Here is a 13,726-nt window from a genome sequence, read left to right as displayed (position 1 = left end):
GGCGCCCTGGTCATCCGCACCGCGGCATCATCACGTCAATTTGCTATTAAATTAATAGCAAAAGAGGCAATAAACACGGCGGCAGCAGGCAAAAAGGCTTTGGATCAGCCCAGGCCATCCAACCCGGCCGCGGAAACCAGCCGCTGGGTGTAGGGGTGCCGCGGCGCATCCAGCACCGCATGCACCGGGCCGGTTTCCAGCACCTCGCCGTCCTTCATCACGATCACGTCGTGCGCCATCGCCCGGATCACCGCCACGTCGTGCGTGATGAGCAGGTAGCTCAGCGAGCGCTCTTTCTGCAGCCGCTGCAGCAGCGTCAGCACTTGCTGCTGGATGGTGACGTCGAGCGCGCTGGTGGGCTCGTCCAGCACAAGCAGGCGGGGGCTCAGGATCAAGGCGCGGGCAATGGCCAGCCGCTGGCGCTGCCCGCCGGAAAACTCGTGCGGGTAGCGCGCGAGCAGGCCCGGGAACTGCGTTTCCGCCAAGCCCACATCGTGCAATGCCGACTGCACGCGCGTGCGGCGCTCGGCAGGCGACAGGCCGGGTTCGTGCACGAGCAGCCCTTCGCCCACGATCTCTTCCACGGTCAGGCGCGGTGACAGCGACGAAAACGGGTCCTGGAACACCACCTGCACTTCACGCCGCAGCGCCTGATTGGCTGGGCTGTTGCGCGTGGCCGGCTGCTGCCAGCCCTGCCCCGCTATCTTCAAGGTGCCTTGGTAGGGGAGCAGGCCCAGCAGCGCCTGCGCCAGCGTGGATTTGCCCGAGCCCGATTCGCCGACGACACCCAGGGTGCGCGCATGGGCAACGGAAAAGTCAGCACCCTTGACGGCCACGAACTCGCCGCGCTTGAACCAGCCGCGCACGCCGGGCAGTGGCGTGGCGTAGGCCACACGCAGTGCCTGCGCCTGCGCCGCCGGCACCGCATCGGCCGGGGGCGCTGCCTCCACCACATCGCGGCGCGGAACGCTGCCGATCAGCCGCTGCGTGTAGCGGTGCTGCGGCGCGCGGAACACGTCGGCCACAGCACCGTGCTCCACCAGCACGCCATGCTCCATCACGGCCACACGGTCGGCGAACCGGCGCACCAGATTCAAGTCATGGGTGATGAGCAGCACGGCCATGCCCGTCTGCCGCTGCAGGTCGGACAGCAGATCGAGGATCTGGCCACGCAGCGTGACATCCAGCGCCGTGGTCGGCTCGTCGGCCAGCAGCAAGCGCGGCCGGCTGGCGAGCGCCATGGCGATCATCGCGCGCTGGCGCTGCCCGCCCGAAAGCTGATGGGGAAACGCGCCCGCACGCCGGGCCGGTTCTGGAATGCCGGTGCTGGCCAGCAGTTCGATGGCCGCCTGCCCGGCCTGCGCGCGCGAGAGGGCCTGTTTGAGTTGAAGCACCTCGGCCACCTGATCGCCCACCGACATGAGCGGGTTGAGGGCGGTCATGGGCTCCTGGAACACCATGGCGATGTCGCCGCCGCGCACGCCGCGCATCTCGCGCTCGGACAGCGCGAGCAGATCGTGCCCGGCCATCAGGGCTCGGCCGGTGATGGTGGCATCGCCCGCCAGCCGCAGGATCGACAGCGCGGTGATGGTCTTGCCGGAGCCCGACTCGCCCACCAACGCCAGCTTCTCGCCCGCCGCGATGTCGAAGCTGACGCCGCTCACCACCTCCTTGTCGCCGAAGCGGACGTGCAGGTCCTGCACCTGCAGCAGCGGTACTCCCGCAGCAGTGGCAGCCGCGGAAGGCGCTCGGCCGCCCGCCAAAGAGGACGCCACCGGGGCTTGCGGCGTGGCAGTGTGCATGCGTTCTTCGCTCATGAATGGTCTGCTTTGCGGGGATCGAGCGCATCGCGCAGGGCATCGCCCATGAAGGTGAGCAGCAGCAGCGTGACCACCAGCGCCGCGAAGGTGAACAGTGAAATCCACCAGGCGTCGATGTTGTTCTTGCCCTGGTTGAGCAACTCGCCCAGCGACGGAGTGCCGGGCGGCACGCCCAGCCCCAGGAAGTCGAGCGAGGCGAGCGCCAGGATGGCCGCGCTCATGCGAAACGGCAGGAACGTCACCACCGGCGTCATGCTGTTGGGCAGGATGTGGCGCCAGATGATCTGCCCGTTGGGCACACCCAGCGCGCGGGCGGCCTTCACGTAATCCAATTGCCGATTGCGCAGGAATTCGGCCCGCACATAGTCCGACAGGCCCATCCAGCCGAAGAGCGAAAGCAGTACCAGCAGCAAGCCGACGCTGGGCGCGAACACCGCGCTGAAGATGATGAGCAGGTACAGCTCGGGCATCGATCCCCAGATTTCGATGAACCGCTGGAATGCCAGATCGGTCTTGCCGCCGAAAAAGCCCTGGATGGCACCCGTGACGACCCCCAGCAGCACGCCCACCACGGTGAGCGCGATGCCGAACAGCACGCTCACGCGGAAGCCGTAGATCAGCTGCGCGAGCAGATCGCGCCCCCGGTCGTCCGTGCCCAGCCAGTTCTGGGCCGTGGGGCCGGACGGGTTGGGCGACTTCGCGAAATAGTTCAGCGTGTCCGGGCCGTACGGGTTCAGCGTGTAGAGCGCCCAGTTGCTGCCCTGCCCCAATCGCTCGCGGATGAAAGGGTCGAGATAGTCGGTCGGCGTGTCGAAGTCGCCGCCGAAAGTCTTTTCGGAATAGTCGTGCAGCATGGGCAGATAGGTCTGCCCTTCGTAGTGAACGATGAGTGGGCGGTCGTTGCTGATCAGCTCGGCCATCAGGCTCAAGGCCACCAGCATGCTGAACAGGATCAGGCTCCAGTAGCCGAGCCGGTTGCGCTTGAAACGCCGCCATGCCCTGCGCCCCGGCGAGAGCGAAGGCGCAGCCGCATTGCGGGCGTTGCCGGACGGGGCGAGCCCCTCCGGTGCCATGGTTGTTTGCGCGGAGGGATTAGTCGAACTTGACACGCGGATCCACCCATACGTAGCAAAGATCGCTCACCAGCTTGGTCACCAGCCCGATCAGCGTGAAAAGGTACAGCGTGCCCAGCACCACGGGATAGTCGCGGCGGATCACGCTTTCATAGCTCAGCAGGCCCAGGCCGTCGAGCGAGAACAGCGTCTCGATCAACAGCGACCCGGCGAAGAAAGCCCCGATGAACGCGGCCGGAAAGCCGGTGATGATCGGGATGAGCGCGTTGCGAAAGACGTGCTTCCACAGCACCTGCCGCTCGGACAGCCCTTTGGCCCGGGCCGTGAGCACGTATTGCTTGCGGATCTCTTCGAGAAAGGCGTTCTTGGTCAGCATGGCGGTCACCGCGAAGCTGCCCAGCACCATTGCGGTGACGGGCAGCGTGATGTGCCAAAGGTAGTCCACGATGCGCGCGCCCCACGACATCTCATCCCAGTTCGCCGAGGTCAGGCCGCGCAGCGGAAACCATTGCAACTGCCCGCCGAAGATCACCAGCAGCGCCACCCCCAGCACGAAGCCCGGAATCGCGTAGCCCACCAGCACGATGAGCGTGGTGATGAAGTCGAAACGCGAGCCCGCGCGCACCGCCTTGGCCACCCCGAGCGGCACAGCCACCAGATAGCTGATGAAGAACGTCCACAACCCCAGGCTGATGGACACCGGCAGCTTCTCTTTCACCAGTTGCCACACGTCCTTGTTCTGAAAGAAGCTGCGGCCCAGGTCGAAGCGCGCGAACTGGCCCAGCATCTGCCAGAAGCGTTCATGCGCCGGCTTGTCGAACCCATACAGCGCCTTGATCTGCTCCAGGCGTTTCGGGTCCACGCCCTGCGCGCCCCGGTAGCCCAAGCCGCCACCTTCCGCTCCGCCGCCACCGCGCGCAAGCCCTGCCTTGGATTCGGCCAGGTACTGCTCCACCGGGCCGCCCGGCACGAACTGGATCACCACGAACGTCAGCAGCAGCACGCCCAGAAGGGTCGGCAACATGAGCAGCACGCGCTTGAGGATGTAGGCGAACATGGCAGCGGTGTGGTGTGGAAAAGTTGAGGCGGACTGTGGGGTGCCGGGGAATGTGCGGGGCGAATCAGCGCGGCGCTGGGCCCGGCGCGGTCTGGGGCGGCGTGCGGGCCCACCACGTGTCGATGGCCCAGGCCTCGCCGGTGGAATACGGCGGCAGGGTGGCCGGCCGCTCCAGGCGCCAGGCGTTGTAGACCATGCGGTGCGAGGGTGCCGTGTATTGGGGAATCAGGTAATGCTCGTGCGCGATGACGCGTTCCAGCGCGTGGCAGGCGGGCAAGAGCTGGTCCAGGGACTTGGCCGAAACGATGCCCCGGATCATCGCGTCCACGGCCTTGTTCTTCACGCCCGGGAAATTGCCAGAGTCTTCCGTGTCGGCCGCCTGGGAGCCGAACATGTCGGCCAATTCCTGACCCGGGTTGTTGCTGCCCTGGTAGGCGATGGTGGTGATATCGAAGTCGAATTTACTCAGACGCTGCTGATAAAGCGCGAAGTCCACGGCCCGGAAGTTCAGCGTGATGCCGAGCTTTTGCAGGTTGCGGATCCACGACGACAGCGACCGCACGCCGCCTTCGCTACTGTCCAGGTACTCCAGCACCATGGCCTGGCCCTGCGCATTGCGCAGCGCGCCATCCTTCACCTCCCACCCCGCCTCTTTCAGCAGTGCCTGGGCGCGGCGCAGGTTGTCGCGCAGGGTCGTGCCGCCATCGGTGCGCGGCGGGGTCGTCATGGGGCCGAAGGCACTGGCTGGAATGCTTTGGCGCCAGGGCTCCATCAGCGCGAGTTCTTCGGGCGTGGGCGTTCCACGGGTCTCGCACAGGGTGTTGCCGAACAGTCCGTTGATGCGCTGATACGCCCCGTAGAACAGTTGGCGGCTCATCCACTCGAAGTCGTAGGCCAGCCCCAGCGCTTCCCGCACGCGGGCGTCCTGCAGCAGCGGTCGGCGCGTGTTGAGCACGTAGCTCTGAAAGCCGGAGGGCTGCTTGTGCGCGAAGTCGCCCTTGACCAGTTCGCCGCTGTCGAACTTGCGGCCCGTGACGCGGCGCGCCCAGTCGCCCGCGCTGAAAAATCGCATCAGGTCGAACTCACCGGCCTTCAGGGCCTCCAGCCGCGCCGTGTTGTCGCGGTAGATCTTGACGAGAATGCGGTCGAAATTCGCGGTGCCCTTGCGCACGTTGAGATCGCGCGCCCAGTAGCCGGGGTCGCGCACGTAGGTGATGTCCTTGCCGAATCGCACCGGGCCGATCTTGTAAGGGCCGCTGCCGATCGGGATGTCCATCACCACCTGGTCGAAGCGCTTCGCCTTGCCGTTTTCGACGCCCCAATCGCGGCTGAACACCGGCAGCCCGCCCACCGTCAGCGGCAACTCCCGGTTGGGGTGCTTGAAGCGGTAGCGCACGGTGCGGTCGTCCAGCACATCGATGCCCGCCACGTCGAACAGCGCAGTCTTGTAGGCCGGCGAGGTGTAGGGGCCCATCAGCGTGTCGTAGCTGAACTTCACGTCCTGCGCCAGCACGGGCTTGCCATTGTGAAAGCGCGCCTCGGGCCGAAGCTTGAAAACGGCGGAAAGCCCGTCGGGCGCCACTTCGACGTCCTGCGCCAGCAACCCATAGCCCGTGGCGGTCTCGTCGAGGGAGCCGGTGAGCAAGGTGTCGAACATCAGGTCCGACAGGTAGGCCGGCGCGTTGCCTTTGATGGTGAACGGGTTGTATTTATCAAAGGTGGACACGCGAAGGTTGCTCACCAATCGCAGCTCTCCGCCTTTGGGGGCATCGGGATTCACATAAGCGAAGTGGTCGAAGCCCGCAGGCATGCGGGGCTCGCCCCAGAGTGCATAGGCGTGCCCGGCCCAGACGGGCATCGCACTCCCCCACAGCAACAAGATCGGCCAAAGACGCATGCGACAATTCTGCACTACGCTGGCGGCGCCCCGGCGGTTCGTTGTCACATGCCCCGATGGGTCCGTCGGCGGCACACGCGCCGCCGTCAAAGCCACCAAATCCCCCGCATTCACAGGAGAAGAACCATGGGTTTTCTGACCGGCAAGAAGCTGCTTATCACCGGCGTGCTGTCCAATCGCTCCATCGCCTACGGCATCGCCAAGGCCTGCCACGCGCAGGGCGCAGAACTTGCCTTCAGTTACGTGGGCGAACGCTTCAAGGACCGTATCACCGACTTCGCGGCGGAGTTCGACTCCAAGCTCATCTTCGATTGCGACGTGGGCAGCGATGAACAGATCGAACGCATGTTCGCCGACCTGTCGCAAGCCTGGCCCAAGTTCGACGGCTTCGTGCACAGCATCGGCTTCGCACCCCGCGAGGCGATCGCCGGCGACTTCCTGGAAGGCCTGTCGCGCGAATCGTTCCGCATCGCCCACGACATCAGCGCCTACAGCTTCCCCGCAATGGCGAAGGCCGCCCTTCCCTTCCTGAACGAGAAATCGTCCGTGGTGACCCTGAGCTACCTGGGCGCGCTGCGCACGGTGCCCAACTACAACACCATGGGCCTCGCCAAGGCCAGCCTGGAAGCCAGCGTGCGCTACCTCGCCGAATCGCTGGGCCCACGCGGCATGCGCGCCAACGGCATCAGCGCCGGCCCCATCAAGACGCTGGCCGCCAGCGGCATCAAGGACTTCGGCAAGCTGCTGGGCGTGGTCGCCGGCGCCTCGCCCCTGCGCCGCAACGTGACCATCGAAGACGTGGGCAATGCCGCCGCGTTCCTGCTGTCGGACCTTGCCAGCGGCGTGACGGCCGAAATCATGTACGTGGACGGCGGCTTCAGCCAGACCGGCGGCATCAGCCGCGACAGCACCGAGCTCTCCTGACGCATTGGTCAAAATGGCCTCCAGCGCAATAAATACGACGGTATATTGCTATCAATAACATAGCAATCCGAGTTTGATGCTCCGCCGCGTTGCGATCATTGCTTTGCTGGGCTGCTGCGCGGCGACCGCCGTCGGGGCGCAGCCCTCCTCGCCGCCTGCGCTCCTGCTGGCCAGCGTGTATCAGCCGGGGCTGCCGCTGGCGGACTACTGGGTGAGCGAAAAATACGACGGGGTGCGCGGCTATTGGGACGGCACGCGGTTGCGCACGCGCGGCGGCGAAACGGTGAATCCGCCGGCCTGGTTCACGCAAGACTGGCCAGCCACGCCGATGGACGGTGAACTTTGGGCAGGCCGTGGCCGCTTCACGCAGGCGCAGTCCACGGTGCGGCAACAGCGGCCCGACGACGCGGCGTGGCGCCACATTCAGTTCATGGTGTTCGATCTGCCGTCGCACGGCGGACCGTTCGACGAGCGCCTGCCTGCGTTGCAAACCTTGGTCGCCGGCATCGGCCAGCGCTGGGTGCAAGCGGTGCCGCAGCAGCGTGTGGACACCGATGCCCAGTTGCAATCGCTGCTGCACCGAACCGTGCGGGCCGGCGGCGAGGGGTTGATGCTGCACCGTGGCGCATCGCTCTACAAAGCCGGCCGCGGCGACGACCTGATCAAGGTGAAAACCCACGAGGATACGGAAGCGAAGGTGGTGGGCTACGTGCCTGGCAAAGGCCGCCACCAGGGCCGCATGGGCGCCTTGCTGGTCGAGATGCCCAGCGGCCAGCGATTCCGGCTGGGCGCCGGTTTCAGCGATGCGGACCGCCAGCACCCGCCACCCCTGGGCGGTTGGGTCACTTACCGGTTCCGCGGCACCCACGATGGCGGACTGCCGAGGTTCGCGAGCTTCATGCGGGTGCGTGAAGACTTCCACCCCGCAGCCCGCTAGAACACCTCAAGCCGACCTCGACAGCGAAGAGGCATAAAGACAAAAGGCCGCAGCGTCCCGTCCAACGGGTACTCATGCGGCCTTTTTGCGCCATTAGCGAATTCGTCGCTTCAGGCGCAGAGCGCAGGACCGGCACCGCCGTCAGCGGTGCAAGCGCTGCCATCGGCCTGCCGGATGGCTTACTTGGGCAACAGCACCTTGTCCACCACGTGGATCACGCCGTTCGACTGGTACACGTCGGCAATGGTCACCGTGGACGTGCCGCCCTTTTCATCGGTCAGTGCGATGGACGAGCCACTGGCCTTGGCCGTCAGCGTGCCGCCTGCCACGGTCTTGAGGCTCGCCGAGCCCTTGCCGTCAGCGATCATCTTGGACAACGAGGCTGCATCGACCTTGCCTGCGACCACGTGGTACGTCAGCACTTTGGTCAGCGTGGCCTTGTTCTCGGGCTTCAGCAGCGTGTCCACGGTGCCGGCCGGCAGTGCGGCAAACGCGGCGTTGGTGGGTGCGAACACGGTGAACGGACCGGGGCCCTTCAGCGTGTCCACAAGGCCCGCTGCCTTCACGGCGGCCACCAGCGTGGTGTGGTCCTTGGAGTTCACCGCGTTATCGATGATGTCCTTGGTGGGATACATCGGCGCACCGCCGACGGTCACCTGGGCGAAGGCGGGCATCGCGGCAGCCGACAAAGCAAGCGTGAGGCCGGCAGCAGCCAGGCGGGCGTTCAGACGAAAGGTCATGGAAATCTCCGATGTGATGTTTGTAGACCGTGCCGCTCGAAAATTCGCGCGGCTGAACACTCATACGGCCGTGCGCGACCGGTGGATTCACGCAGTGACATTCCCATACAAATCCCATGCAAAAAGCCCGGGGCACTTTCGCACCACCGGGCTCTTGGGATTGGTGGCGGCTCTCGCCGCCCACGGTCAGATCTTGCGGCCGAACGGCCCGTCGCTGCCCACCTGAACGATGTCTTCGGCCGCCGGTGCGTTCTTGCGGCTCTTGCGCGCAGGTGCCGCCGCCTGCGGCGCTTCAGCCACGCAATCGGCGTAGTAGCGCACGTTGCCGCTGTCGTCCTCGATCTCCACCAAGCCGTGGATGTCGGTTTCAAAGCCCGGAGACAGCTTGGAGAACTCGCGCGAGAACTTGAGGTAGTCCACGATCTTCTTGTTGAAGACCTCGCCGGGAATGAGCAGCGGAATGCCGGGGGGATACGGCGTGATCAGGCTCGTGGTGATGCGGCCTTCCAACTGGTCGATCTCGACGCGCTCGGTCTTGCGGTGGGCAATGTGCGCGTAGGCGTCGCTCGGTTTCATCGCGGGCGTCAGGTCGGAAAGGTACATCTCGGTCGTCAGACGCGCGATGTCGTACTTGGCATAGAGCTGGTGAATGTGCTGGCACAGGTCCTTCAGACCCATGCGTTCATAGCGTTTGTGCGATTGGCAGAACTCGGGAAGGATGCGCCACATCGGCTGGTTCTTCTCGTAGTCGTCCTTGAACTGCTGCAGCGCGGTGAGCAAAGTGTTCCAGCGGCCTTTGGTGATGCCGATGGTGAACATGATGAAGAAGCTGTAGAGCCCCGTCTTCTCCACCACCACGCCATGCTCGGCCAGGTACTTGGTCACGATGGACGCGGGAATGCCGGTCTTGTCGAACTTGCCGTCCAGGTTCAGGCCCGGCGTGACGATGGTGGACTTGATCGGGTCCAGCATGTTGAAGCCGTCCGCCAGCTGGCCGAAGCCATGCCACTTGCTGGCGTTCTTCTTGCCCTTGCCGTCGCTGCGGATGATCCAGTCCTCGGCGCGGCCCAGGCCTTCGTCCACCAGCTTGTCCGGTCCCCAGACCTTGAACCACCAGTCGTCCTTGCCGAACTCTTCCTCCACCTTGCGCATCGCACGGCGGAAGTCCAGGGCTTCGAGCAGGCTTTCTTCCACCAGTGCCGTGCCGCCGGGCGGCTCCATCATCGCGGCGGCCACATCGCAGCTGGCGATGATGCTGTACTGCGGCGAGGTCGAGGTGTGCATCAGATAGGCCTCGTTGAACAACGGCCTGTCGAGTTTCACGGTCTGCGAATCCTGCACCAGCACATGGCTGGCCTGGCTGATGCCGGCCAGCAGCTTGTGGATGGACTGCGTGGCATACACCACGGAGTGCTTCGGCCGTGCGCGCTTCTTGCCCATGGCGTGGTACGTGCCATAGAACGGGTGGAAGGCCGCGTGCGGCAGCCAGGCCTCGTCGAAGTGCAGGTTGTCCACGTAGCCATCGAGCATGCCCTTAATGGTCTCGGTGTTGTAGACCACGCCGTCGTAGGTCGATTGCGTCAGGGTCAGCACCCGCGGCTTGACCGCTTTCGCATCCACGCCCTTCAGCAGCGGATTGGCGCGAATCTTGGCCTGGATGGCTTCAGGCTCGAACTCGCTTTGCGGGATCGGGCCGATGATGCCGAAGTGGTTGCGCGTGGGCTTCATGAACACGGGAATCGCGCCCGTCATGATGATGCTGTGCAAGATGGACTTGTGGCAGTTGCGGTCCACCACCACCACATCGCCCGGCGCCACTGTGTGGTGCCACACCATCTTGTTGGAAGTGCTGGTGCCGTTGGTCACGAAGAAGCAATGGTCCGCATTGAAGATGCGCGCGGCATTGCGCTCGCTCTCGCCGATGGCACCGTTGTGGTCGAGCAGTTGGCCGAGTTCCTCGACCGCGTTGCACACGTCGGCGCGCAGCATGTTCTCGCCGAAGAACTGGTGGAACATCTGCCCCACGGGGCTCTTGAGAAACGCCACGCCGCCCGAATGGCCCGGGCAGTGCCAGCTGTACGAGCCGTCTTCGGCGTAGTCCAGCAGCGCCTTGAAGAACGGTGGCTGCACGCTTTCGAGATAGCTCTTGGCCTCGCGGATGATGTGGCGCGCCACGAACTCCGGCGTGTCCTCGAACATGTGGATGAAACCGTGAAGCTCGCGCAGGATGTCGTTGGGCAGATGACGGCTGGTCTTCGTCTCGCCATGCACGTAGATCGGCACGTCGGAGTTCTTGCGGCGCACCTCGGCGATGAAGGTGCGCAGGCTGAGCACGATGGGGTCCAGCCCCGATCCCAGCGTGAACTCCTCGTCGTCGATGGACAGGATGAAAGCACTCGCGCGGCTTTGCTGCTGCGCGAACTGGGACAGGTCGCCATAGCTCGTGACACCCAGCACCTCGAAGCCTTCCGACTCGATGGCCTGCGCCAGTGCGCGGATACCCAGGCCGGATGTGTTCTCGGAACGATAGTCCTCGTCGATGATGACGATGGGGAAACGGAATTTCATGCGCAGCCTCCGAGCGAGCGGGCCCAAAAAACGAAACAGGCGCGAAGTGTAAGGAATAACGTTGTCACGCCTTTGACGGCCCGGCCTTTTGACCCAGAATGTGGTGCACTAAACACAACGAGGAGCACGAAGTGATAGAGCAATCCACCCTCTGGTGGCTACTGGCGGGAGGGGCCGTTGCGGTGGAACTTTTCACAGGCACTTTTTACCTGCTCATGCTGGCCATCGGCCTGAGTGCCGGCGCTCTTGCCGCCCATGCGGGCGGCTCGGTCGCAGTGCAGTTGCTGGTCGCTGCCGCGATCGGATTGGCCGGCGCAGTGGGCTGCTATGTCTTCAGGAAGAAGCACCCCGGAGCGCAGCCCGCATCGAGCAATCGCGACGTGAACATGGATGTGGGCGAATCCGTGAACGTAGAGATCTGGAACTCCGACGGCACCGCGCAGGTGCGCTACCGCGGCGCGCAATGGACCGTGGTCTTGCGGCCCGGCAATGCACCCTCCTCCGGCATGCACCGCGTGGCTGAAGTCATCGGCAACCGTCTGCTGGTCGACAAGCTCTGAGCTTGGCCCCCTGCCATCACGCAGCGCGACACATCACTGCGCTCATTTGAATCTTCACCATCGCAAAGGACCCCATGGAAATCATTGCCCTCGTCATCGTCGTCATCGCAGGCATCTTCATCGCACGCTCGGTGAAAGTGGTTCCGCAACAGAACGCCTGGGTCAAGGAAAGGCTGGGCAAATATGCCGGCACCCTCACGCCTGGGCTGAATTTTCTGGTGCCGTTCGTCGATCGCGTGGCCTACAAGCACAGCCTCAAGGAAATTCCGCTGGACGTGCCCAGCCAGGTCTGCATCACCCGCGACAACACCCAATTGCAGGTGGACGGCATCCTGTACTTCCAGGTGACCGATCCCATGCGCGCCAGCTATGGCTCCAGCAACTACATCATGGCCGTGACCCAACTGGCCCAGACGTCGCTGCGCAGCGTGATCGGCAAGCTGGAACTGGACAAGACTTTCGAAGAGCGCGACATCATCAATGCCCAAGTCGTCCAGGCGATCGATGAGGCCGCATTGAACTGGGGCGTGAAAGTGCTGCGCTACGAAATCAAGGACCTCACGCCGCCGGCTGAAATCCTGAGGTCCATGCAGGCGCAGATCACCGCAGAGCGCGAAAAGCGTGCCCTCATCGCCGCATCGGAAGGCCGTCGCCAGGAACAGATCAACATCGCCACGGGCGAGCGCGAGGCCTTCATTGCCCGGTCGGAAGGCGAGAAGCAGGCGCAGATCAACAATGCCCAGGGCGAGGCCGCTTCCATCACGGCGGTGGCGGAAGCCACCGCGCAGGCCATTGAGCGAATCGCCGCCGCCATTCGGCAGCCTGGTGGCGAGCAAGCCGTGCAGCTGAAGGTGGCAGAACGGGCCGTGGACGCGTATGGCAAAGTGGCTGCGGACGCCACCACGACGCTGATTGTTCCCAGCAACATGAGCGAAGTGTCAGCGCTGATCGGCTCTGCCATGAAGATGGTGCAAACGACACAACGCGCGCCATAAGCAGCGTTGCAACGGTTTTTCAAAAATCAGGCCAAAACCGCTGCTACAATCGCGGGCTTCGGAGAGGTGGATGAGCGGTTTAAGTCGCACGCCTGGAAAGCGTGTGTGGGCTAATCCCCACCGCGGGTTCGAATCCCGCCCTCTCCGCCAAACAAGACTGGTCAGCAAGATCAGGCAATAAAAAAGACACCTTCGGGTGTCTTTTTTATTGCCTGACTCGTTTTACGTTGTTCTGCTGTCTTCCATCACCAAACTTGCAAGATTCGCGGCCGCCACTTGAAGCACGGCCGCAGCCCTGCGGCTGGCGGCTTGCAAAGAGGCACTGGCACCATGGCCGGAAAACCAGTGGAAGGCGAAAGCAGATGCATACGCATCCCCGGCCCCGAGCGTAGACACGACGATCACATCGTCAGCAGCTTGGTAGTGGCTGCGTTGCCCATCGAAAAAGACTGCGCCTTCCGCACCCAGCGTGAGCAGCACGCACTGAGCAGGATGCTGCGCCAGCAAGGGAGCAAGTGCCGCAGCACCGTCCGCATCCATGTCTGCGGCATGGGGCAACCCTCTGCCATGCGCGAGCAGTTTTGCTTCGGTGGCGTTCACGCACACCAAGTTTGCAGCGGCCAGCAAGCCGTCCGTCAATTGAGCAGATTGGGCCAGTTGCCTTGCGCCTGGATTGATCGCAAGCCTGAAATGGTGAGGGAGCTCGGTCAGGGCTTTTTGCAGCTGAAGCATGGCCGGCTCTGCCAATGCCGAGACATAGACCACATCGGCCTTTGCCAGCAGGTCGTCGATCGCCCCAAGTGTCAGCTGGGTGCTGGCGCCGCGCTGTGCGTACACGCTGGCATCTCCGTTCGCGTCGAGATGAACCACGGCCTTTCCCGTCGGGTAGCCATCAATGGTTTGCATGCTCTCTGTCAAAACGCCCTGGCGAGCCATCGAAGCACGCAACCATTGCCCCTCGGCATCCGTCCCCACCGCGCAAAGAGCGGTCACTTGGGCACGGAAGGATGCGAACCCCAGCCCTGCATTGACGGCGCCTCCCCCCATGGACAAGCCCACGTGCTCAACTTCGTGCTTGGCGCCCTGCACTGGAATCGCTTCAGCACCCATGACCACGATATCGAGCGTGGCCCCTCCGATCGTGAGTACGCGCAT

The 13,726-nt window shown here is 64.1% G+C and carries 11 protein-coding genes and 1 tRNA gene; 5 read left to right on the top strand and 7 right to left on the bottom strand.

Features of this window, described 5'->3' with window-relative positions; genetic code table 11:
• Nucleotides 1-104: 104 nt before the first annotated feature.
• From BLT03_RS17545 to BLT03_RS17530, 4 genes are all read right to left on the bottom strand, one after another.
• Entirely contained in the window at nt 105-1,817 is a 1,713-nt protein-coding gene (locus BLT03_RS17545; protein ID WP_434802410.1) for an ABC transporter ATP-binding protein, read from the bottom strand.
• Nucleotides 1,814-2,893: an ABC transporter permease gene (locus tag BLT03_RS17540; RefSeq protein WP_092745042.1), complete on the bottom strand. Its 1,080-nt coding sequence runs from the start codon at nt 2,891-2,893 to the stop codon at nt 1,814-1,816. The genes BLT03_RS17545 and BLT03_RS17540 overlap by 4 nt, the downstream gene beginning before the upstream one ends.
• Before the next feature lie 19 nt (nt 2,894-2,912).
• The gene (locus tag BLT03_RS17535; RefSeq protein WP_092745041.1) at nt 2,913-3,950 is read right to left on the bottom strand and encodes a microcin C ABC transporter permease YejB; all 1,038 of its coding nucleotides are present in this window, start codon (nt 3,948-3,950) and stop codon (nt 2,913-2,915) included.
• Nucleotides 3,951-4,014: 64 nt separating this feature from the next.
• Nucleotides 4,015-5,847, bottom strand: coding sequence for an extracellular solute-binding protein (locus tag BLT03_RS17530; RefSeq protein WP_092745040.1), 1,833 nt, complete (start codon nt 5,845-5,847; stop codon nt 4,015-4,017).
• 126 nt (nt 5,848-5,973) lie between these two features.
• Between BLT03_RS17530 and fabI the strand changes: the two genes are divergently transcribed.
• A complete protein-coding gene (gene fabI / locus BLT03_RS17525) occupies nt 5,974-6,771 on the top strand; it encodes an enoyl-ACP reductase FabI (protein ID WP_092745039.1) in 798 nt (265 codons plus the stop codon).
• A gap of 76 nt (nt 6,772-6,847) precedes the next feature.
• Entirely contained in the window at nt 6,848-7,708 is an 861-nt protein-coding gene (locus BLT03_RS17520; RefSeq protein ID WP_175537790.1) for a DNA ligase, read from the top strand.
• Nucleotides 7,709-7,887: 179 nt separating this feature from the next.
• On the opposite strand, the gene BLT03_RS17515 is transcribed toward BLT03_RS17520, so the two are convergent.
• Nucleotides 7,888-8,448 carry a fasciclin domain-containing protein gene (locus tag BLT03_RS17515; protein ID WP_092745037.1) on the bottom strand — a complete coding sequence of 187 codons (561 nt, stop codon included), beginning with the start codon at nt 8,446-8,448 and terminating at the stop codon, nt 7,888-7,890.
• A 186-nt stretch (nt 8,449-8,634) separates the two neighbouring features.
• Entirely contained in the window at nt 8,635-11,016 is a 2,382-nt protein-coding gene (locus tag BLT03_RS17510) for an arginine/lysine/ornithine decarboxylase (RefSeq protein WP_092745036.1), read from the bottom strand.
• Between the two features lie 134 nt (nt 11,017-11,150).
• Here BLT03_RS17510 and BLT03_RS17505 point away from each other — a divergent pair, with 134 nt between their 5' ends.
• The 3 genes from BLT03_RS17505 to BLT03_RS17495 all read left to right on the top strand — a co-directional run bounded on the left by BLT03_RS17505 (nt 11,151) and on the right by BLT03_RS17495 (nt 12,721).
• The gene (locus BLT03_RS17505; RefSeq protein WP_092745101.1) at nt 11,151-11,576 is read left to right on the top strand and encodes an NfeD family protein; all 426 of its coding nucleotides are present in this window, start codon (nt 11,151-11,153) and stop codon (nt 11,574-11,576) included.
• Nucleotides 11,577-11,650: 74 nt separating this feature from the next.
• The gene (locus tag BLT03_RS17500) at nt 11,651-12,571 is read left to right on the top strand and encodes an SPFH domain-containing protein (RefSeq protein ID WP_092745035.1); all 921 of its coding nucleotides are present in this window, start codon (nt 11,651-11,653) and stop codon (nt 12,569-12,571) included.
• Nucleotides 12,572-12,631: 60 nt separating this feature from the next.
• Nucleotides 12,632-12,721: transfer RNA gene (locus tag BLT03_RS17495), tRNA-Ser, on the top strand.
• A gap of 72 nt (nt 12,722-12,793) precedes the next feature.
• Here BLT03_RS17495 and BLT03_RS17490 read toward each other — a convergent pair.
• Nucleotides 12,794-13,726 (bottom strand): carbohydrate kinase family protein, encoded by a 933-nt coding sequence (locus BLT03_RS17490; RefSeq protein ID WP_092745034.1) that lies wholly within the window; start codon nt 13,724-13,726, stop codon nt 12,794-12,796.

The organism is Paracidovorax valerianellae (assembly GCF_900102625.1).
GTDB lineage: Bacteria > Pseudomonadota > Gammaproteobacteria > Burkholderiales > Burkholderiaceae_C > Paracidovorax > Paracidovorax valerianellae.
This window is presented reverse-complemented; position numbering and strand designations above follow the sequence as displayed.